The 20,355-nt window shown below is 71.0% G+C and carries 17 protein-coding genes and 2 riboswitches; of the genes, 12 read left to right on the top strand and 5 right to left on the bottom strand.

Annotated elements, in window-relative coordinates; genetic code table 11:
- Window positions 1-32 precede the first annotated feature (32 nt).
- The 7 genes from JOB34_RS09145 to hrpA all read left to right on the top strand — a co-directional run bounded on the left by JOB34_RS09145 (window position 33) and on the right by hrpA (window position 10,635).
- A complete protein-coding gene (locus JOB34_RS09145) occupies window positions 33-716 on the top strand; it encodes a hypothetical protein (RefSeq protein WP_208052363.1) in 684 nt (227 codons plus the stop codon).
- Window positions 717-801: 85 nt separating this feature from the next.
- Window positions 802-1,992: a DUF445 domain-containing protein gene (locus tag JOB34_RS09140; protein ID WP_208052362.1), complete on the top strand. Its 1,191-nt coding sequence runs from the start codon at window positions 802-804 to the stop codon at window positions 1,990-1,992.
- Window positions 1,993-2,107: 115 nt separating this feature from the next.
- Window positions 2,108-2,225: riboswitch (SAM riboswitch) on the top strand.
- 81 nt (window positions 2,226-2,306) lie between these two features.
- Window positions 2,307-3,623: a bifunctional o-acetylhomoserine/o-acetylserine sulfhydrylase gene (locus tag JOB34_RS09135; protein WP_208052361.1), complete on the top strand. Its 1,317-nt coding sequence runs from the start codon at window positions 2,307-2,309 to the stop codon at window positions 3,621-3,623.
- A gap of 111 nt (window positions 3,624-3,734) precedes the next feature.
- On the top strand, window positions 3,735-4,802 hold the full coding sequence (locus JOB34_RS09130) for a serine/threonine protein kinase (RefSeq protein ID WP_208052360.1): 1,068 nt from the start codon (window positions 3,735-3,737) through the stop codon (window positions 4,800-4,802).
- Between the two features lie 73 nt (window positions 4,803-4,875).
- Entirely contained in the window at window positions 4,876-6,024 is a 1,149-nt protein-coding gene (locus JOB34_RS09125; protein ID WP_208052359.1) for a DUF4185 domain-containing protein, read from the top strand.
- Window positions 6,025-6,067: 43 nt separating this feature from the next.
- Window positions 6,068-6,658: an RNA 2',3'-cyclic phosphodiesterase gene (gene thpR / locus JOB34_RS09120; protein ID WP_208052358.1), complete on the top strand. Its 591-nt coding sequence runs from the start codon at window positions 6,068-6,070 to the stop codon at window positions 6,656-6,658.
- 104 nt (window positions 6,659-6,762) lie between these two features.
- Window positions 6,763-10,635, top strand: a complete 3,873-nt coding sequence (gene hrpA / locus JOB34_RS09115) for an ATP-dependent RNA helicase HrpA (protein WP_208052357.1) — start codon at window positions 6,763-6,765, stop codon at window positions 10,633-10,635.
- Window positions 10,636-10,675: 40 nt separating this feature from the next.
- Here the strand turns inward: hrpA and JOB34_RS09110 are convergent, their stop codons facing one another.
- Window positions 10,676-11,242, bottom strand: coding sequence for a cysteine hydrolase family protein (locus tag JOB34_RS09110; RefSeq protein WP_233761308.1), 567 nt, complete (start codon window positions 11,240-11,242; stop codon window positions 10,676-10,678).
- 229 nt (window positions 11,243-11,471) lie between these two features.
- Here JOB34_RS09110 and JOB34_RS09105 point away from each other — a divergent pair, with 229 nt between their 5' ends.
- On the top strand, window positions 11,472-11,897 hold the full coding sequence (locus JOB34_RS09105) for an HIT family protein (protein ID WP_208052355.1): 426 nt from the start codon (window positions 11,472-11,474) through the stop codon (window positions 11,895-11,897).
- Between the two features lie 140 nt (window positions 11,898-12,037).
- Window positions 12,038-12,955, top strand: a complete 918-nt coding sequence (locus JOB34_RS09100; protein WP_208052354.1) for a PAC2 family protein — start codon at window positions 12,038-12,040, stop codon at window positions 12,953-12,955.
- A 64-nt stretch (window positions 12,956-13,019) separates the two neighbouring features.
- On the opposite strand, the gene JOB34_RS09095 is transcribed toward JOB34_RS09100, so the two are convergent.
- The 4 genes from JOB34_RS09095 to JOB34_RS09080 are packed head-to-tail and all read right to left on the bottom strand — an operon-like array spanning window position 13,020 to window position 17,678.
- A complete protein-coding gene (locus JOB34_RS09095) occupies window positions 13,020-14,714 on the bottom strand; it encodes a DNA polymerase (RefSeq protein WP_208052353.1) in 1,695 nt (564 codons plus the stop codon).
- Window positions 14,715-14,755: 41 nt separating this feature from the next.
- Entirely contained in the window at window positions 14,756-16,324 is a 1,569-nt protein-coding gene (locus JOB34_RS09090; protein WP_208052352.1) for a hypothetical protein, read from the bottom strand.
- Complete coding sequence (locus tag JOB34_RS09085; RefSeq protein WP_243757903.1) at window positions 16,321-16,776, bottom strand: SufE family protein; 456 nt, start codon at window positions 16,774-16,776, stop codon at window positions 16,321-16,323. Before JOB34_RS09085 ends, JOB34_RS09090 begins: the two co-directional genes overlap by 4 nt.
- 20 nt (window positions 16,777-16,796) lie before the next feature.
- Window positions 16,797-17,678 carry a sulfurtransferase gene (locus JOB34_RS09080; protein ID WP_208052350.1) on the bottom strand — a complete coding sequence of 294 codons (882 nt, stop codon included), beginning with the start codon at window positions 17,676-17,678 and terminating at the stop codon, window positions 16,797-16,799.
- A gap of 84 nt (window positions 17,679-17,762) precedes the next feature.
- Between JOB34_RS09080 and JOB34_RS09075 the strand changes: the two genes are divergently transcribed.
- From JOB34_RS09075 to JOB34_RS09065, 3 genes are all read left to right on the top strand, one after another.
- Window positions 17,763-18,473 carry an EcsC family protein gene (locus tag JOB34_RS09075; protein WP_347813801.1) on the top strand — a complete coding sequence of 237 codons (711 nt, stop codon included), beginning with the start codon at window positions 17,763-17,765 and terminating at the stop codon, window positions 18,471-18,473.
- A 20-nt stretch (window positions 18,474-18,493) separates the two neighbouring features.
- Complete coding sequence (locus JOB34_RS09070; RefSeq protein ID WP_243757729.1) at window positions 18,494-18,844, top strand: YkvA family protein; 351 nt, start codon at window positions 18,494-18,496, stop codon at window positions 18,842-18,844.
- A gap of 97 nt (window positions 18,845-18,941) precedes the next feature.
- On the top strand, window positions 18,942-19,925 hold the full coding sequence (locus JOB34_RS09065) for a DUF4192 domain-containing protein (protein WP_208052347.1): 984 nt from the start codon (window positions 18,942-18,944) through the stop codon (window positions 19,923-19,925).
- A 272-nt stretch (window positions 19,926-20,197) separates the two neighbouring features.
- A riboswitch (SAM riboswitch) is annotated at window positions 20,198-20,311 on the top strand.
- Window positions 20,312-20,355 lie beyond the last annotated feature (44 nt).

Genomic DNA, 20,355 nt, shown 5'->3' with positions numbered 1-20,355 from the left:
CCGATGTCGTCCCGTCCGTGAGGAATTCACCCATGTCGCGCGCCTCGTCCCTGTGTCTACCGGCCCTGATCACGCTCGCCGCGACGACGGTCGCCGCATGCGGCACGGCGACCGCGCCCGGCCTCGAGACTCCCACTGTCGCGGCGTCGGGCACGACCTCGGCATCCGCCGCGCCGTCGGACTCCTCGAGCACGTCCGGTGACAGCACCAATCCCAGCACGTCGAGCAGTGCGCCGCAGAGCTCGGCCGGCGCAGTCTGCAAGACCGATTCCACCATCGGCCCGACGTACTCCGCGACCATGGCGACCAAGCCGTTCGGGACCATGGTGCAGGTCACCGATGAGCTCCAGCGCACGCTGCAGGTCAGCCCGGCCAAGCCGCGCCAGATCACGGCCGCGGATCCCAGCCTGCTGGACCCGGGAATGCAGTACGTCGCCGTCGACGTGCGTACCCATCTGGTCTCGGGGTACACCCTCTACATGAGCTACATCGACTTCAACCTCTTCGATGCCGCTCACCGCACCTGCTACCGCACGAGCAGCCCCAGCGCGCTGCCCGAGGCCCAGCAACTGTCGGGCACCACGCTCAACTCGACGACCAAGGACGCCAACGGAGCCGTGGTGTTCGAGGTGCCGGTCGGCACGGACCTCAGCACCATGACCCTGGCGTTCGCGGGCGGTCTCAACGACACCCCGCAGGCACAGTGGAAGGGCTGATCTGATCTCCGAAGTACCTCCCATCCCTCCTCTTGGTCCGCTGCTGGGCGCCGGTGACGCGGCCCGCCGCGCCGGTCTGCGCCGGATGCGGACGGTGGCGCTCGGGCTGCTGCTGCTCGCGGCGGTGATCTTCGTGCTCACCCACGGTCATGGGGGAGTCTGGGGTTACGTGAACGCAGCGGCGGAGGCGGCCATGGTCGGCGCCGTCGCCGACTGGTTCGCCGTCACCGCCCTCTTCCGACACCCCATGGGCGTGCCCATCCCGCACACCGCGATCATCCCGGAGCGCAAGGACGCCATCGGCGCGAGCCTCGAGGACTTCGTGGCGGAGAACTTCCTCACGCCCGACACGGTCCAGGAGCGGCTCGCAGCGGCGCAGATCCCGGCGCGGGTGGGGCGGTGGCTCGCGGTGCGCGACAACAGCGTCCGCGTCGTACGCACGGCAGCGCCGCCGCTCGCGCGCGGGCTGGAGTCCATCGACGACCGCGAGGTGCTGGAACTGCTCGACCGACTGGTCCTGCCCCGGCTGAGCAGGGAACCGATCGCCCCGGTCGCCGGGCACCTGCTCGAGGGCATCCTGCGCGACCGGTCGCACACGTCGCTGGTCGATCTCGGGGTGCGGGAGCTGCACGACTGGGTTGCGGCCAACCCCGAGACCATCGTGGCGATCCTCGGCTCCCGGGCGCCCTGGTGGTCCCCTAGGTGGCTCGACGACACGGTGACCTCCCGTATCCACCTGGAGATCCTGCGATTCCTCGCCGACGTGCGTGACGACCCGGAGCACCAGACCCGGCAGGCGCTGGACCACCTGCTGGGGCAGCTCGCCCACGACCTGCAGCACGACGAGGCGACGATGGCCCAGGCCGAGTCGCTGAAGGAGCACCTGCTCAAGCACCCCTCGGTGCCGAGCACGGTGCTGGCCCTGTGGGCCTCGGTGCGTACGGCGATCGTCGACGGACTGCGCGACGAGGACAGCGACCTGCATGCACGCCTGTCACGCGCGCTGACCGATGCGGGGGAGCGGCTCGGGACCGACGAGGCCCTGCGCGACTCCATCGAACGCCGCCTCGAGAGCATCGTCGGCCACGTCGTCACGACGTACGGGCGCGAACTCACCTCGGTGATCACCACCACGATCGAGCGGTGGGACGGCAAGGAGGCGGCGTCGCGGATCGAGCTGCACGTGGGGCGCGACCTGCAGTTCATCCGCATCAACGGCACGATCGTCGGAGGCTTGGTCGGGCTGCTCATCTACACGATCGCCCAGCTGCTCTGACCTCACGGCCGTCCGCGGATCTGTGGTGTCGGCGTCACGAAAGCGCTGACGACCGTCGTCCGTATACCGAGATTCACCCCGCGCCGGCCTTGGGGTGTCATAACCTCACGTTCTAGGTCATGAGTGCCAGCGTCAGGCCCCGGCGTGCTGGCCGGCAACCCTCCTCCGCGGTGGGGTGCCCCGGGTGAAGACCTGGCCGGTGGATGCCGATCGTCCCCCGGCAAGCGCGGATCGTGGGCCCCCCGCCATCCGCTGCAGCGTCGGCGCAGTGCGAGCTCGCCGGTGCCGCACCCTGCGTCACGAAAGGCGACACGATGACCGACAGCCCCGGCTGGTCCTTCGAGACCCGTCAGATCCACGCCGGCCAGGAGCCCGATGCGGCCACCACCGCACGCGCCCTGCCCATCTACCAGACGACGTCGTACGTCTTCCCGGACACCGACCGCGCGGCCAAGCTCTTCGGCCTGCAGGAGTTCGGCAACATCTACACACGACTGATGAACCCGACCACCGACGTGGTCGAGCAGCGCCTGGCCAACCTCGAGGGCGGGGTCGGCGGGCTGCTGGTCGCCTCCGGCCAGGCCGCAGAGACGCTGGCGATCCTCAACATCGCCGAGGCCGGGGACCACATCGTGGCCAGCCCGTCGCTCTACGGCGGCACCTTCAACCTGCTGAAGTTCACGCTGCCCAAGTACGGCATCGACGTGACCTTCGTGGAGGACACCAAGGACCCGGAGAGCTGGCGCGCAGCCGCCCAGCCCAACACCAAGCTCTTCTACGGCGAGACGATCTCCAACCCCAAGATCGAGATCTTGGACATCGAGGCCGTCGCGAACGTCGCGCACGAGCTCGGCGTACCGCTGGTGGTCGACAACACCGTCGCCACGCCGTTCCTGCTGCGCCCGATCGAGTACGGCGCGGACATCGTCGTGCACTCGGCGACGAAGTACCTGGGCGGGCACGGCACGGCGATCGCCGGCGCGATCATCGACAGCGGCAACTTCGACTTCGGCAAGGACCCGGAGAAGTTCCCCAACTTCAACACCCCCGAGGAGAGCTACCACGGGCTGGTCTACGCCCGCGACCTCGGCGTAGGAAGCCCGCTCGGCGCCAACCTGGCGTTCATCCTGAAGGCACGGGTGCAGGGTCTGCGCGACCTCGGGTCCTCGATCTCGCCGTTCAACGCGTTCCTGATCGCGCAGGGTGTCGAGACGCTCAGCCTGCGCATCGAGCGGCACGTACAGAACACCCGCGCGGTCGCGCAGTGGCTGCAGCAGCAGGACCAGGTCGAGTCGGTGCGCTGGGCGTCGCTGCCCGGTGACGAGTACTACGAGCTGGCACAGAAGTACACGCCGCTCGGCTCCGGCGCGGTGCTGGCGTTCGAGATCGCCGGCGGCGCCGAGGCGGGCAAGACGTTCGTGGAGGCACTCACCCTGCACAGCCACGTCGCCAACATCGGCGACGTGCGCTCGCTGGTGATCCACCCGGCGTCGACGACCCACTCTCAGGGCAGCGACGAGGACCGGCTGCTGGCCGGTGTCACGCCGGGTCTGGTGCGGCTCGCGGTCGGACTGGAGCACATCGACGACATCCTGGCCGACCTCGAGCAGGGGTTCGCGGCCGCCAAGTAGGCACCCGTCGTACGACGATCCGCCGCCGCTCCCGCCTCGGGACGGCGGCGATTCGCGTCCGACCCCGCGTCGGAGGGACGCGCCGCCCGGCCGTGTGGCAGCGTTCGCCGAGTGGACGACCTTGAGCGCAGAACGATCAGGCACCGCGCGGTGTCGGCGGAGCTGGCCTCGTGGTCCGACCGCGAGCTGGCGGCCGCGCTCGAAGGCGGTGAGCTCGGCGGCACCGGGATCGGCGGCTCCACGATGCGCATCAGCGTGCTCGGCACATCGGTGTTCGTGAAATCGGTCGTTCTGACCGAGGCCGAACGCCGTCCCGGCTCGAACCGACCCACCGGCAACGTCTTCGATCTGCCCACCTGGTACTCGTGGGGAGTGGGCTCCGCCGGGTTCGGAGCGTGGCGCGAGGTGGCCGCCCACGAGATGACCACCAGGTGGGCGCTGGCGGGTACCTGCGCCGACTTCCCGCTCCTGCACCACTACCGCGTTCTGCCGAGTCCACCTTCCGAGGCGACCCCGGGGCAGCGGGACGACATCGAACATGCCGTCCGGTTCTGGGACGGCTCCCCGGCGGTTCGACGACGGCTGGAGGCGATGGCGCGGGCCTCGGACGCGGTCGTCCTGTTCCTGGAGTACGTCCCCGAGACCGTGCGTCAGTGGTTCACGAGGCAGTTGGGGGGCGACGCGCCGACCGCGGAGGCCGCGTGTGCGCTTCTCGAGCACCAACTGTTGGGAGCAGTCCGCTGTATGCGGTCTGGCGGACTGACCCACTTCGACGCCCACTTCCGCAACCTGCTGACCGACGGCGACCGCGTCTACGTATCCGACTTCGGTCTGGCGGCGTCACCGTCGTTCGACGTCACCGAGCCCGAGCGCCAGTTCCTGCAGCACACGGTCGATCACGACCTCGCCTACGTCGTGACCGAGCTCGTCAACACCATCGTCACCACCGTGATCGCCCCTCCCGGCCCGGTCGAACGGAACGACTACCTGCGACGGTGCGTCCGTGACGGCTCCGCCGTCGGACTGCCCGCACCGTTGGGGTCGACGGTGTGTCGCTATGCCGCGATCGCGGTCGTGATGAACGACTTCCACTGGGAGCTGTACGCCGGCCGCCCCAGGACGCCGTACCCCGCGCATCGCATCACGCAGGCCCTGACCGCCGCAGGCGTGCTTCCCTGACGTCCCGGAGACGAGGCGTTCCGCTGAGTACGACGAGCCGTCGCCGCCGCCGTGCGCCACCTAGGGTGGCCGGATGAGGGAGCCCTGCCGGGTCGTCGTCGCTGTGCTGACGGTGATCTGCGCGTCGGCCGTCGCCGGTTGCGCCCTCCCGAGGGACGAGGCGCCGCCCAGTTACTCCGCTCGATCCTGGAGCGGAGAGGCGGGTGCGCTCTCGACGGTCACCGCGTGCGGCGACGTGGCGCCCGGCCAGACCTACGACGTCGGCGAACTCAACTCCTGGATGCAGTCGTTGCAGGGCTTTCCGCTCTGGCGGGCTGCCGACGTGGGCGCGAGCACGCCGCTCAGCGACGGACGGGTGCTGTGGGCGTTCGGCGACACGCTGCGCGATCCGAGCGCGGCCGACCGGTTCGCCGCGAACTCCATGCTCGTCACCTCGGGGTTGTGCACCTCGCAGGTGGTGCCGGCCGGCCGGGGTCCGGTGATCGCCGACACCCCGCCGACGGTGTGCTGGCCGACCTCGGTCACGGCCGTGCCCACCGCGCGCGGCGACCAGGTCTACGTCGCGTGCTCGCGCATCCGGCGTGGCAGGTCGCTCCTGGACTTCACCATCTCCGGTACGGCGATCGCGCGGTTCGACGTGCCGCGTGGCGGGACGCCGGTGCCCGGCCCGGTGGTCGCCGTACCCCGCTCGCAGGAGATCACCTGGGGTTCGGCCCTGGTCCGCGACTGGAACGAGGTGTACGTCTACGGCACCCGCGGCGGCTCCGCGCGTGGTGCGGGACGCAGCTTGTACATCGCGCGGGTGGCGGCATCCGGCGTGCAGGATCCGACCGCGTGGACCTACTGGAACGGCCTCGCCTGGATCCCCGACGCCGCAGCCGCCCAACCCCTGCTCGGCAGGGACACCGTGAGCCAGGCCCTGAGCGTCAGTCACCTCGGAACCTCCTGGGTCGCCGTCTCGATGCGCGGCGGCGATCTGCAACAGCGCGTGGGGGTGTGGACCGCATCGCAGCCGCAGGGCCCGTGGGCGCTTTCGCGCACCGTCGCGGTGCCGGCTCCCGGCGACGGCACCATCACCTACCAGCCGCTGGCGCACCCCGAGCTGGCCCTGCGCGACGGTGACCTGCTCGTCTCGCTGTCTCGCACCGCTACGACCCTCGCGGGTATGGCGCAGGCGCCCCAGGCATCACGCCCGGTGTTCATCGAGGTGCCCATGCCCTAGGGCTGCACGGAATGCCAGCACCCGCAGGGTGGTTGGCATCCTCATGCCCCGTGTCTTCGTCGCTCTGCGGCCCCCTCAGGAGGAGGTGGCGCGCCTCGACGACTTCCTCGACGTACGACGCGACGCCGCGCCGTTCAGCTGGACCGACGCCGAGCAGTTCCACCTCACCCTGGCCTTCCTGCCCGATGTCCCCGAACACCGCCTCGACGACCTGGTGGAGGCTGTCGCGGCGGCCGCCGGGCGCCGGGACCGGTTCGATCTGTGCCTCGGCGGAGGAGGGGCCTTTCCCGATCCCGCGCGCGCCAAGGTGATGTGGGTCGGGCTGCGCACCGACGAGCACGCCGACCAGGAACTGCAGGCGCTCGCGGCCGGCGTCCGTGGCTCCGCCGCCCACAGCGGCGCGCAGGTCGACGGACAGCGGTTCCGGCCGCACGTGACCGTCGCCCGCTGCGGTCGCCCGACCCCGCTCGACCGCTGGGTGCGTCTGCTCGACGGCTACAGCGGAGCGTTCTGGTCGGCCGAAGAGGTCGAGGTCATCGCCTCCTACCTGGGCGAGGGGCCACATGGCAGAGCGCGACACGAGGTGCTGGCGCGCCTGCCCCTCGGCGACCTCGGGCCGTCACCGTCCCTCTGAGATCCGGCTTCGCGATGGTGCTGAGCGCGACTCACCGTCCCGAACGCGGATCTCACCTCAGCGCGACCTGCCCGGCCGGTACGGGAGAATGGACCAGATCCCCGATGACCCAGCCCTCACGCCGCACCCGCCCGACCCGCCGCCGCCCGCGTACGACGTCCGCGGGGCGTCCGCCGCGCCTGGACGAGGCCGCGCAGCAACGCCGCCGGTCGCTGCTGCCCGCGATCGAGTACCCGCCCCAGCTGCCGGTGGTCGCCGAGCGCGTGCGCATCCGTGCCGCGATCGAGGCGCATCAGGTCGTGGTTGTGGCCGGCGAGACCGGCTCGGGCAAGACCACCCAGCTGCCGAAGATTCTGCTGGAGATGGGCCGCGGCATCGCGGGGATGATCGGGCACACCCAGCCGCGCCGGATCGCCGCGCGCTCGGTCGCCGACCGGATCGCCGACGAGCTGCACGTCCCGCTCGGGGGAGTGGTGGGCTACCAGGTGCGCTTCGCCGACCACTCGGGCCCGGACAGCCTGGTCAAGGTGATGACCGACGGCATCCTGCTGTCGGAGCTGCGCCGCGACCGCGATCTGCGCCGCTACGACACGCTGATCATCGACGAGGCCCATGAGCGCTCGCTCAACATCGACTTCATCCTCGGCTACCTCAAGCAGCTGCTGCCGCGGCGACCGGACCTGAAGGTCATCGTCACCTCGGCCACCATCGATCCGGGCCGGTTCGCGGAGCACTTCGCCCAGCACGGCGTGCCCGCTCCCGTGATCGAGGTCTCCGGGCGCACCTTCCCGGTGGAGGTCCGCTACCGGCCCCTGGTCGAGGAGATCGCCGGGCCGTCCGGGCCCCAACTGGTCGACGTCGACCAGGTCACCGGCATAGTGCGCGCCGTCGAGGAGCTGTGGAGCGAGCCGGTGTCCGACGGGGGACCGCAGGACATCCTGGTCTTCTGCTCCGGCGAGCGCGAGATCCGTGACGCCGCAGAGGCGCTCGACGCCCTCGACCTCCCCGGCACCGCGACGCTGCCGCTCTACGCGCGGCTGTCCGCCGCCGAGCAGCACCGGGTCTTCGGCTCGCATGGCGGACGACGGATCGTCATCGCCACCAACGTCGCCGAGACCTCACTGACCGTTCCGGGCATCCGGTACGTCGTCGACAGCGGCACCGCGCGCATCTCCCGTTACAGCCAGCGCACCAAAGTGCAGCGGCTGCCCATCGAGCCCGTCTCGCAGGCGAGCGCGCGGCAGCGGTCGGGCCGATGCGGGCGGGTGGCCGACGGCGTGTGCATCCGGCTCTACTCCGAGGAGGATTTCCTCGCTCGCCCGGAGTTCACGGATCCGGAGATCCTGCGCACCAACCTCGCCTCGGTCATCCTGCAGATGGCGTCGCTGGACCTGGGCGACGTGGCCCGGTTCCCGTTCGTGGAGCCGCCGGACTCCCGCCAGATCAGCGACGGGGTGCGGCTGCTGGAGGAGTTGCAGGCCGTCGAGGAGCGCGGCTCCCGGGGCACCCCGCGTCTGACCGCCGCCGGCCGCGCCATCAGCGCGCTTCCCACCGACCCCCGGCTCGCCCGGATGCTGCTCGCCGGCGCGGAGAACGGCGCCCTGGCCGAGGTGCTGGTCATCGTCGCGGCCCTGTCGATCCAGGATCCTCGTGAGCGACCGGCCGAGAAGCGTCCGCAGGCCGACCAGTCGCATGCCCGCTTCCGCCACGAGACCAGCGACTTCCTGTCGCTGCTCAACCTGTGGCGCTATCTGAAGGAGCAACAGAAGGCGTTGTCCAGCAGCGCTTTCCGCCGGATGTGCCAACGGGAGTATCTGCACTATCTGCGGGTGCGTGAGTGGCAGGACCTGCACACCCAGCTGCGCGAGGCCTGCAAGCAGCAGGGGATGCGTCGCGCGGACACCCCGGCCGGAGAGGACGCCGTGCACCAGGCGATGCTCACCGGTCTGCTGTCGCACGTCGGTCTGCGTGACCGCGAGAAGCGCGACTTCCTCGGTGCCCGCGGCGTGCGGTTCGCGATCCAGCCCGGGTCGGCGCTCTTCCGCAAACCGCCGGACTGGGTGATGTCTGCAGAGCTGGTGGAGACCAGCCGGCTCTGGGCGCGGACGAACGCCGCGGTGGACCCCGCCTGGGTCGAGCGCGCCGGTGGTCATCTGGTGAAGCGCAGCTACGCCGAGCCGCACTGGGAGCGCCGCCGCGGCAGTGTGGTCGCCGCCGAGCGGGTCACCCTCTACGGGCTGCCGCTGGCCGCCGGTCGCAAGGTCGACTACGGGTCCATCGACCCCGTGATGTCGCGCGACCTGTTCATCCGATCCGCGCTGGTCGAAGGCGACTGGGAGAGTCGGCACGCCTTCACCGAACGCAACCGTCAGACGCTCGCGCGGCTGCGCGATCTGGAGGCACGCACCCGGCGCCGTGACGTGGTGGTCGACGACGAGACCGTCTACGCGTTCTACGACGCCAAGATCCCCGAATCCATCGTTTCCGCAGCGCATTTCGACGCGTGGTGGAAGAAGGAGCAGCGCAGCTCACCCGACCTGCTGACGATGTCCGAGGACGACCTGCGCGGCGACGACGCCGCCGACATCGACCTCGACGAGTATCCACGGACCTGGTCCAGCGGAGAGCTCGATCTGCGGCTCAGTTATCGCTTCGAGCCGGGATCCGGCGATGACGGTGTGACAGTGCATGTCCCGGTAGAACAGCTCAACCAGGTCGACCAGGACGGTTTCGACTGGTTGGTGCCCGGTGTGCGCGGCGAGCTGGTGACCGCGCTCATCCGGTCGCTACCGAAGGCGATGCGTCGCAACTTCGTGCCCGCGCCCGACGTCGCGGCGCGGGCGCTGCCGCTGATGGACCCGGCACGCGGCTCCATCACGACCGAGCTCGCCGGAGCACTCCAGCAACTCACCGGCGTGCGCGTCCCGGCCGACCAGTGGGACTGGGACCGAGTGCCCAACCACCTCAAAGCAACGTTCCGCGTTGAGGATTCGCGGCGCCGCGCGCTCTCGCACGGTGAGGACCTGTCCGCCCTGCGCGAGCAGCTCTCCGGTCGGGTGCGCTCGGTGCTGTCCCGGGCCGGCAGCGAGATCGAGCGATCCGGACTGACCACCTGGGACTTCGAGGAGCTGCCCGCCGAGCTCGCCGAGCGCGTCGGCAAGCGGACCGTGCAGGGTTACCCGGCACTCGTGGACGAGGGAGACAGCGTCGCCCTGCGGGTGCTGCCGAGCGCCGCGGAGCGCGACGCCGAGCACCCGGCCGGCGTACGCCGCCTGCTGCTGCTGCAGTTGGATGTGCCCTGGTCGCGGTTGCTGGGGATGCTCGACAACGCCCAGCGGCTCGCGCTCGGTTGGGGACCGCACGCCGACCAGCAGGCGGTGCTCTCCGACGTCCTGGCCGCCGCCGTCGACGCCGTGGTGGCAGCGGACTCCTCACCGGGGCCGGTGCGGACCCGGGAGCGGTTCGACGCGGTGCTGCGGCAGACACGCCAGCAGGCGTCGGCGCAGGTGCTGTCGATCGTGGAGGGCCTGGTGCCCGTGCTGCACCACTCCCGCGAGGTACAGCTCGCACTCGACTCGATGATCCGCCCGTCCGTCGCGGAGCTCGTCGCCGACGTGCGCCGGCAGCATCAAGGCCTCGTCTATCCCGGGTTCATAGCGGCGACGGGCGCCTCCCGGTTGCGCGATCTGGACCGTTATCTGCGCGGGATGCTCGAACGCCTCGAACGTGCGCCGGAGGACATCGCCCGCGACGCCCAGCGGATGGACGAGGTGCACGCCGTCGAGCGGGAGCTGGGCGACCTCATCGAGGGCTTGCCGCCCGCGCGCCGCCGCGAGGACGCCGTACGCCGGCTGCGCTGGCAGGTGCAGGAGCTGCGGATCAGCTTCTTCGCCCAACGGCTCGGCACCTCAGGGGCGGTCTCGGTGCAGCGACTGCGCAAGGCGATGGACCGGATCGAGGCGGCGCCGACCACCTGATACGTGGCCGGCCCGGATGCGACGACCACGCTCGAAGCGGTCAGCCCGGGATGTCGGAGGGTGTGCCGACGACGACGCCGAACAGGTCGGCGAGGGCGGCCAGGCTGGCGGCCTGCAGGGCAGCGGCCGACACCGGGGCGCCGCCGTCGGTGCCGGGTAGGGCGCGCGTCGCCGTAGCCCCCGCGACGACCGACGGCGAGTATCCGAGGCTGAACGCCCCCCTCGTCGTCGAGTTGACGCACATGTGGGTCATGAACCCGGCGATGATCAGGTCGCGGCCCGGTGCGGCCTGCAGCCGCTCGTGAAGATCGGTGTCGGTGAAGGCGTTCGGGTAATTCTTGACGATGACCGGCTCGCCGTCACGTGGGGCGACGCGCGGGACGATCTGGCCGATGTCGTCCTGCAGATCGTAGGGCGATCCCGGACCGTCGTCATGCATGACGTGCAGGATCGGGATGCCGGCGTCCCGCGCGTTCGACAGGAGTTCCTCAGCCTGGTCCAGCGCCGCCTGGACGCCGTCCAGCTCCATGACGCCACGGGTGTAGGTGTTCTGGAGGTCGATCATGATCAAGGTCGAGTCGGCCAACGGCGCGGGTGCCTCTGGCATGCCGCTCAACTGTCGCAGCGTCGCGTGCTCGGTCATCGCGGTCCCATCCAGTGCTGTCGATGCTCGGAGCTCCACGCTAAGCCCGGCGACGCCGCAGTGCCGAACCCGGTGAGAACTGCCGCACGCCGACGACGGCCGTGAGCCTCCAGCGCCACGGACGGGGATGAGACGGCACCCGTGACCTGAGATGCTGGCCGGACCCGATGTCCCTGCGGTCGAGAGGCGCCCCGTGAGCACCCTGTTCGAGAAGATCATCGACGGAGAGATCCCCGGCCAGATCGTGTGGCAGGACCCGGTGTGCGTGGCGTTCCTCTCGGTCGACCCGCTCACCGACGGACACACGCTGGTCGTGCCGCGTACACCGGTGGATCAGTGGCTCGACGCGGACGACGACCTCGTCGCCACCCTCATGTCGGTCGGCAAGGTGATCGGCCGCGCGCAGGTGCAGGAGTGGGGCGCACGGAGGGCGGGAGTGCTGATCGAAGGCTTCCAGGTGCCCCACCTGCACGTGCACGTCTGGCCCGCGAACGGTCACGGCGACTTCGACGTCAACGCCGTCACGCACGGACAGGACCCGCAGGTGCTGGCCACGAACGCCGACCGGCTCCGTGCGCGGCTGCGCACTCTCGGATACGGCGAGCAGGTCCCCGCCTGACGCGTGCCGGCGTCCCGCGCGGGCAGTGACGCAGACCGCGCGACGGGGGAGTGCCACGCGGGAATCGTGCGCGCTGGCCGGGCGTTGGAACGGGCAGAGGAAGGCGCGAACAGCGCATCATTCGTCAGCAGGAGAGCACCGTGCAGGATCCACAGGAGCTGTATCGCTTCGAGAACGACACCCATCCCAGCGAGCTGGGCGCTCACACGATGGTCGTGGCGCTCGGTGGCCTCATCGACGCCGGCAACACCCAGAAGCAGGTGGTGTCACACCTGCTCGGCACCCTCGAGCACACGGTGGTGGCGTCCTTCGACCTGGACCAACTGCTCGACTACCGCGGACGCCGTCCGGTCATGACGTTCGACCGCGACCACTACAGCGACTACGACGACCCGGCGCTGACGCTCTTCCGGATGACCGACGACGACGGCACCCCGTTCCTGCTGCTGGCCGGCCCGGAGCCGGACCACCAGTGGGAGCGCGTGATCGAGGCCGTGCGGATGCTCGTACGCCGCCTCGGTGTGCAGCTCGTCGTGAGCGCTCACGGCATCCCGATGGCCGTGCCGCACACCCGCCCGGTCGGTATGACGCGCTATGCCAGCGACCAGCGGCTGATGCCGGAGAACAACCCGGTCTTCGGGATGGTGCAGATCCCCTCGAGCCTCGAGTCGCTGATGCACCTGCGGTTGGCCGAATCCGGCATCGACACTGCCGGATTCGCGATCCACGTGCCGCACTACCTGACCCAGACCGACTTCGGTGACGCCGCTGTGGCCGCGCTCCGGGCGGTGTGCGCCCTCACCGGCCTCAGCATCCCGATGCAGGAGCTGACCGCCGTCGCGGGACTGCACCGCGCCGAGATCGGCCGCCAGGTCGCCGAGAACCCCGACGTGGTCGAGGTGGTGCAGGGGCTGGAGCAGCAGTACGACGCGTTCCAGGAGGGACTGCAGCGGCAGAACCTGCTGGCCAACGAGATGGCCGAACTGCCGAGCGCCGACGAGATCGGCGCCGAGCTGGAGAAGTTCCTGCGCGACGAGTCGGATGACAACTCCAACTGATCTCACGTTTCGGACATGCAGAGCGGGGCACATGTGCCCCGCCCTGCATGTCCATTTTGTCGAGTCAGGCCTTGGCGTCGGCCCAGCTGCGCACGATGCCGGTGTCGGAGACGAAACGCGCCGGTGAGCCCTCGGTCCAGCGGCGTGCGGCGTCCTGGAGCGCGGAGTCGACCGCGGCCGCCGTGGCGGGAGCGTGCTCCTCGGGCACGTGCACGAGGAGTTCATCGTGCAGGCACAGCACGATGCGGGCGTCGTACGCCGCAATCGCGTGCCGCGCGGTGAGCGCCCAGGCCTTGAAGAACTCCGCAGCAGCCCCCTGCACCACGGCGTTGCGGGCGAAGCGCCCCCGCGCCCGCGCCTGAGCCTGCTCGGTGCTGCGCGGCACAGTGATGAGTCGTCCGCCGTACGTCGTGATCGAGCCCCCGCTCTCACCGGTGGCCTGCGCTGCCCGCAGATACGCCATCGCGGTGGGGTAGGCCCGGTCCAGACCCTCCAGCGCCGCGGCCGCCTGACCCGCCGCGCCGCCGTACATCGCCGACAGGGCCGCGACCTTGGCGATCGGCCGCTCGACCCGCAGCTGGTCGGCGACGGTGCGGTAGAGGTCGTCCTGTGCGGTCGCGGCGATCAGCGCCGGGTCGCCGGAGACGACGGCCAGTACGCGCGGCTCGATCTGGCCGAGGTCGGTGCGGACGAAGAGGTGCCCGGGCGCGGCGACGACCGCCGGGCGCAGAGCGGCCGGCAGGTTGTGCAGCCCCGCCTCCGCGGTCATCCGCCCCGCCCCGCCGTCGAAGGAGTGCCACCGCCCCCGCAGTCGGTCATCGGGTCCGACATGGTCGCGCAGCCACGCCCAGCCGTACGTCGTCGCGATGCGCTCGTCGGCCCGCCACCGCAGCAGGGCGTCGACGACGGGGTGGGTGCCGCGGTATCGATCCAGCTCCCACTTGCGGGTGTTGTCCACCCGGATCCCCAACCCGTGCAACATGGTGAGCACCTGCTCGGGGTTGCGCAGATCGACGGCCCGCCCCGGCGGGATCAGCGCCAGCACGGCGGCATCGCGGACCGCACGCGCGTCGATCTCGTCCTGCGGAGTGTGCGGCCGAGGTCCGGCCGAGGCCTCGATGAGCCGCTCGAGGGTGGGCCGGTGCACGGGCAGGCCGGTGCGCTCCAACTCCAGCGCGAGCATCGCGGCGCCCGACTCGCTGTACGCCGTCGCCACCGCCCGAGGACGCTCCTGCAGCTGCTGTGTCTGCTGCTCGGCCACGCGCACGGCCAGATGCGCCCACTGAGAAGCGGTCGACCCCTCTGCGGCCAGGAAACCCGGTCGCAGGTAGCCCTGCTCGTCTAGGGGCTGCGGCCCGTCGCTCCCGACGGGCGGGTCGTCCGGGCTGTCGAACAGATCACCCTGGTGGCGGGCAGGCACGCCGTCAGGGTCCAGGCCCATCGCGCGGGCCCAGATGTGCTCGGGCGCGGCTCGGGCACCGCCGTGCAGCAGCAGGTCGGTCTGCAACAGGTCGAGTCCGCGGCCTGGGCGGATGCCGTGCGCGAGCAGCGCGCGAGGGACCTGGTCGGACCACCAGACCCAGCGCACGGGATGGGCGGTGTCGCCGTCCCTAGCGGCGATCAACTCGCCCGCGCGGACGGGTTCGGACAGGTGCGCCTGGTGGTCGATCTGCGCGGTGCCGGGTGAGTCGGCAGTCGTCGCGATGGCCACCTCGCCCGTGCGCGCGTCGACGGCAAGGCCGAGCAACGGGCCCCGCATCCACGAGGGATACGGGGCCCGTGCGGTGACAGTCGACTGGTTCAGCCTTGCCCGCCTTGGTCGTCGGTGCCGTGCTCGTCACGCTCGCCCTGCGGGCGCCGGCCACCGTCCTGACCATATTGGTTCTGCTGACCCTGTTGGTCATCGACGGGAAGTCCCGAGATGGCCGTGGTGGGCGCGTCGGCCGGATCGACCGGGGTCGAACTGTGCCCTTGTTGCCCCTGTTGCCCCTGTTGCCAGGGCTGCTCGCCGTAACCGCTCTGCTGACCCGGCTGCTGGCCGTACCCACCGGACTGACCCGGCTGCTGGCCGTACCCACCGGACTGACCCGGCTGCTGGCCGTGTCCGCCCTGTTGGGAGGGCAGCTGGCCGTAGGCAGTCCCGGACTGGCCGGGCTGGCTGGAGTGGCCGGACTGACCGGACCGACCGGACTGACCGGACGGTGGGGTGTATCCGCCCGGCTGCTGGCCGTACCCACCCTGCTGAGCGGGCTGAGCCTGCTGACCGTATCCACCCTGCTGAGCGGGCTGACCCTGACCGTAACCACCCTGCTGGCCGTACCCGCTGCCCGACTGACCGCCCTGGCCGGACTGGGGTGCGTACCCGCCCTGCTGGCCCGGCTGCTGGCCGTACCCACCCTGCTGACCGTAGCCACCGGACGGACTGGGCTGGCCCGGGTGCTGGCCGTAGCCGCCCTGCTGTGCGGGCTGAGCCTGCTGGCCCGAGTGCTGGCCGTAGCCGCCCTGCTGTGCGGGCTGAGCCTGCTGGCCGTACCCGCTGCCGGACTGAGGTGTGTATCCACCCTGCTGGCCCGGCTGTTGGCCGTAGCCACCCTGCTGGCCGTACCCGCTGCCCGACTGACTGCCCTGGCCGGACTGGGGTGCGTACCCGCCCTGCTGGGCGGCCTGCTGGCCGTAGCCACCCCGCTGGCCGGGCTGGCCCTGCTGGCCGTACCCGCTCTGCTGGGCGGGCTGCTGGCCGTACCCGCTCTGCTGAGCGGGCTGCTGGCCGTAGCCACCCTGCCGGCCCTGCTGACCCGAGGACGAGCCGTACGCGCCGGGCGCGCCGTACCCCTGGCCGTAGGCGCTGCCCTGCTGGTAGCCCGTGTACTGCCCCTGGGCGCCGCCCGCAGCCGTCTTCCTGCGACCCAGCAGGCTGAGCAGGACGACGCCGAGCAGACCGCCGACGAGCAGGATCAGGCCGAGGACGATGCTGGGCACCTTGAAGCCGCCGCCGACCTTGTCAGCGCGGGTGCCGGCGAACAGGTTGTTGCTACCCGCACAGTTGACGGTGTAGTCGCCCTTGGTCATGCCGTCGGTGCTGCGCGCGACCTCCCAGTAGGTGCTTCCGCCGCTCTTGACCGAGAAATCAGAGCTCGGACGCCCCATCGTGGACGTCTTGCCGTTGGACACCGCCGTGCACACCGTGGCGGCGCGAGCGGCCTTGTCCTTGCTGTAGAGGGAGAAGCCGGCGTCGGAGGAGGTGACGCGGGCGCCGTTGGAGAACGACGAGACCTTCGCACCCCCACCGGAGGCGAATCCGATGATCAGCAGCACGAGGCCGATCACCGCGATCACTGCGGGGATCGCGATCAATGCCTTCTTGTTCATAGGTGTTCTCGAACCTCACCGGTGTGGTCGGGCACAGGCATCCCCGACGTACGTTCGCGGACTTGTCTCTTGATGCGGGAGAGCATGGCCAGCATCCCACGCATTCGCAACGGAGACACCGCTTCTGCGAGCCCGAACCTCCATGCGGCGTCATCGGGTACGTCGAGCACCGCACGCGCGGGTTGACCGTCGAGCCCGGTGTGCAGGATGCCGGCGAACCCCCGGGTGGTCGGCGCCTCCGGTGGGGCCTGGAAGAAGAGGTGCACCCGTTCCCGGTCGTCCACCTCGACCGCGAGGAAGAGCGGGGACTGGCACTCGTGCACCTGCTCGAGCTTGCCCGGCTCGTCGGCGTACCGCTGCGGCAGCGGTGGGAGCTCGTCGCTCAACTCCAGCAGCAGTTGCAACCTGTCCTTGGGCTCCAGGGCGTTGAAGTCGTCCGCCAGCTCCGCCATCGGGGCGGGAAGGTCCTCGTTCACGGTGCGCCGGTCTCGATCGGCACCCGCACCGAGTTGCCCCATTCGGTCCACGAGCCGTCGTAGTTGCGCACCGATCCGAAGCCGAGCAGATGGGTGAGGACGAACCAGGTGTGCGACGACCGCTCGCCGATGCGGCAGTAGACGACCACGTCTTCGTCGGGCGCGAGCCCCTGCTCGCCCTGGTAGATCGCCTCGAGTTCGGTGCGCCCGCGGAACCGGCCGTCCTCGGCGGCCGCCCGCGCCCACGGCACGGATCGCGCGCCGGGGATGTGGCCGCCGCGCATCGCGCCCTCCTGCGGGTAGTCCGGCATGCTCAGCAGCTCACCGCTGTACTCGCCGGGGGAGCGTACGTCGACCAGCGGGCCGGGCAGGTGCGCCAGGACGTCGTCGCGGTACGCGCGGATGGGCGGGTCCTCGCGTCGTACGACCGGGTACTGCACCGGTGTCGCGGTGGGCACCTCGCGGGTCAGCGGGCGGTCCTCGGCCGCCCACGCGGCCCGGCCGCCGTCGAGGAGCCGCACGTCCTCGTGGCCGAAGAGCGTGATGACCCACAGTGCGTACGCCGCCCACCAGTTGCTCTTGTCGCCGTAGATCACCACGGTGGTGTCACGGCCGATGCCGCGCTCGCCCATCACCTGCGCGAAGTGCTCGCCGTCGACGAAGTCGCGGCTCACCGGATCGTTCAGGTCGAGGTGCCAGTCGAGCTTGTGCGCACCAGGGATGTGGCCGGCGTCGTAGAGCAGGACGTCCTCATCGGATTCGAGCACGACGAGGTCCTCGCCGCGGTCCAGCGCGTCGGCCAGCCACTGCGTGGAGACGAGCCGTTCCGGGTGCGCGAAGTGCTGGAATGCCGGGTCGTTGTCAGTGGGGGCAGCCATGGCGCCACGCTACGCCGGGGCGCTCTGCAGCCGATGCACGCGCAGCCTCCGCGGGCCCGGCTCGGCTACTGGCACGATGGGTTCGTGGCCCTCCTTCATCGCAATTCCAAGAAATCGACCGAACTCGACCTGAACAAGGGGGCGTTCGCCGGTACCTCGATGACCCTGGCGAACCGGCTGATGGACGTCGGCATCGACGGGAAGGGACGCTTCGACTCGGCTGATCACGTGGCCCAGCGGGCACTGCAGGAGAGCGGCGGCGACGTCGACGCGGCCATCGAGAAGGTGATCGCCGACCACCGACGACTTGCTGCTGCCGGCGGGTTCGTGACCGGGCTGGGCGGATTCGTCACGATGACCGTCTCGTTGCCGGCCAACATCGCCGGCTTCTATACGCTGGCGACCCGGATGACGGCGGCGATCGCGCACCTGCGCGGCTACGACCTGCGCAACCCCGATCTGCGATCAGCCATCCTTCTGGCGCTGGTCGGCGGGGAGGCCGACGCGCTGCTGAAGAAGGCCGGAGTGGTGAGCACCGGTCGGCTCGCCAACCTCGCGACCAGGGGTCTGCCGCCCGCCGCCCGGATGGTCATCGACAAAGCGGTCGGTTTCCGTCTCATCGCCCAGGTCAGCGAGAAGTTGCTGCCCCGGCTCGGGAAGTCGATCCCGTTCGCCGGTGGGGTCGTCGGAGCCGGCCTCGACGTCTATCTGCTGAACAAGGTCGCCAAGACGGCCCGCATCCAGTTCCCGGTGGCCCGGCCGGGATCGCCCGGCACTGCGAGCGCCAGCGCATGAGCCCGCGGCAGAGTCGTCGGATGAGTGCCTCCACGGTCCGTTCCCTGCGGGACTCGATCGCCTCGGTGGCGGACCCGTCCGGGCCGAGCGTCGCGGCGCGGCTGACCGCGCTGCCCCGGATGGTGCGCGCGGTGGCCGCCAAGGAGTACACCGGATCCTCACCCGCCCGGGTCGCCGCGATGGTCGCCGCCGCCGCGTACATCGCCTCACCCGTCGACCTGATCCCGGAGAAGCTGGCACCGATCGTGGGCCTGGCGGACGACGCCGTGGTCCTCGCCTGGCTCGCCAACGCGCTGGTGCACGACACCGACGACTTCCTGGCCTGGGAGGCGGCCCGCAAGCACACGGTGCGCGGGCGTCGTCTGCGCTGACCCGTCGGTCGTCCACATCCCCCGAGGCACCCAGGAGACATCCACACCCCCTGAGGGCGGACGTCCCGCGTGCGTCGCGCCGCGCCACGGTGGGCGCATGCGCAGCACTCTGCACGGCCTCGGCGAACTGATCGCCTACCTGCCCTACGAGCTCGGCTTCCGGCCCACCGACTCCCTGGTCGTCGTCGGGCTCGCCGACCAACGGATCCGGGTGGTCGCCCGCCTGGACCTGGGGGAGGAGGACGACCTCCTGCCCGGGATCGGTCGTATCGGGCAGGTCTTCGCCCGGGCCGGGGTGCGAAGCGCGCTGTGCTGCGCCTTCGTGGACACCCCTCCCGTGCCGCAGGATGCGCCGACCCGACTGCTCGACGTGGCCTACGACGTGCTCCGGGCCCACGACGTCGACGCGGCGCACCTGTTGGTGACCCGGGACGGCGGATGGTGGGCCCACCGGTGCGGCTGCGGAAGCTGCCCGAGACGTCCCGCCGCGCTGCCGGACCCGGACCGGGTCGATGCGGTCTTCGAGTCGGTGCTGGACGGGATCGCGCCGCACGCCTCGCGTGCCGACCTGCGCGCGTCGTTGAACCAGTGCCGCACGGAGGTCGCGCGGGCGGTCGGCGCCGCGCCCGTCGTTGATCGGCCGATGCGCCCGGCTGCGCTCACCGCCGCGATGTGGGAGATCCTGCACGGCTCGGCACCGATCCATGAGATGCCGGTCCCCATGCTGGCCTCCTTGAGCCGCGCGATCGCCGACCCGGCCGTGCGGGACGAGGTCTTCGGCTGGGTGGCGCCCGGCCTGCCGGGCCCGACGCCCTCGACGCCTGCGCTGTCCCCCTACGTGGCGGGGGCTCTCGATCCCCGCGCCATTCGGGCGAGGCTCGTGCAGTGGCTGCACTGCCTCCCGGAGTGGATGCGTCCTCCGGTGCTGACCTTCATCGCCGGTTCGGCGTGGAGCAGCGGCTCCGGAGCGCTCGCGGCCGTCGCGGTGGAGCAGGCCCTGCGGATCGACCCGGGATACCGGCTCGCGCGGCTGCTGGGCAGGGCGGTGGAGCTCGGCGCCCGTCCCCGCCGGTGCGCCTGACTCCGCCCGGGTGGGTGTCGGCGCTGCGGCCGCTCTGCTGTGGAGACGGCGGGTTCTCGAGCGGCGTGGAGGGGAGCGCTGCGGTCCGCTCGCGCTGCTGGACGTCGCGTGCGTGGGGTGTCGGCGGTGCGGTCACTTTCCTGCGCCGACGCACGGCGCCGGGGTGGGGTGTCGGCGGTGCGGTCACTTTCCTGCGCCCGCGTGCGTCGCCCGCCCGCACCGGTGTGCTGGAGCCGAGGTCGGGCACCAAGTCCCGCTGCTACGGTGGTCGACGTCAAGAGTCCCAGTGCCAAGCCCCGGCTGACTGGGCGGCAACCCTCCACCGCGGTGGGGTGCCCCGGGTGAGGACAAGGCCGATGTCGACATGGCACCGGCAAGCGCGGGGTCAGCCATCCCTCCAGGCACCGGCCCCCTGAGCCGGAAGTCGCCG

Source organism: Allobranchiibius sp. GilTou38 (assembly GCF_017565325.1).
Lineage (GTDB): Bacteria > Actinomycetota > Actinomycetes > Actinomycetales > Dermatophilaceae > Allobranchiibius > Allobranchiibius huperziae.
The sequence above is the reverse complement of the archived record's forward strand: the minus strand, read 5'-3'. Positions and strand labels throughout refer to the sequence as shown.

Bases quoted from the DNA above. Each gene is read 5' to 3' on its own strand.
- JOB34_RS09145 (WP_208052363.1), top strand. From the start codon at position 33: ATGTCGCGCGCCTCGTCCCTGTGTCTACCGGCCCTGATCACGCTCGCC.
- JOB34_RS09140 (WP_208052362.1), top strand. From the start codon at position 802: ATGCGGACGGTGGCGCTCGGGCTGCTGCTGCTCGCGGCGGTGATCTTC.
- JOB34_RS09135 (WP_208052361.1), top strand. From the start codon at position 2,307: ATGACCGACAGCCCCGGCTGGTCCTTCGAGACCCGTCAGATCCACGCC.
- JOB34_RS09125 (WP_208052359.1), top strand. From the start codon at position 4,876: ATGAGGGAGCCCTGCCGGGTCGTCGTCGCTGTGCTGACGGTGATCTGC.
- thpR (WP_208052358.1), top strand. From the start codon at position 6,068: ATGCCCCGTGTCTTCGTCGCTCTGCGGCCCCCTCAGGAGGAGGTGGCG.
- hrpA (WP_208052357.1), top strand. From the start codon at position 6,763: ATGACCCAGCCCTCACGCCGCACCCGCCCGACCCGCCGCCGCCCGCGT.
- JOB34_RS09110 (WP_233761308.1), bottom strand. From the start codon at position 11,242: ATGCCAGAGGCACCCGCGCCGTTGGCCGACTCGACCTTGATCATGATC.
- JOB34_RS09095 (WP_208052353.1), bottom strand. From the start codon at position 14,714: ATGCGGGGCCCGTTGCTCGGCCTTGCCGTCGACGCGCGCACGGGCGAG.
- JOB34_RS09090 (WP_208052352.1), bottom strand. From the start codon at position 16,324: ATGAACAAGAAGGCATTGATCGCGATCCCCGCAGTGATCGCGGTGATC.
- JOB34_RS09085 (WP_243757903.1), bottom strand. From the start codon at position 16,776: ATGGCGGAGCTGGCGGACGACTTCAACGCCCTGGAGCCCAAGGACAGG.
- JOB34_RS09080 (WP_208052350.1), bottom strand. From the start codon at position 17,678: ATGGCTGCCCCCACTGACAACGACCCGGCATTCCAGCACTTCGCGCAC.
- JOB34_RS09070 (WP_243757729.1), top strand. From the start codon at position 18,494: ATGAGTGCCTCCACGGTCCGTTCCCTGCGGGACTCGATCGCCTCGGTG.
- JOB34_RS09065 (WP_208052347.1), top strand. From the start codon at position 18,942: ATGCGCAGCACTCTGCACGGCCTCGGCGAACTGATCGCCTACCTGCCC.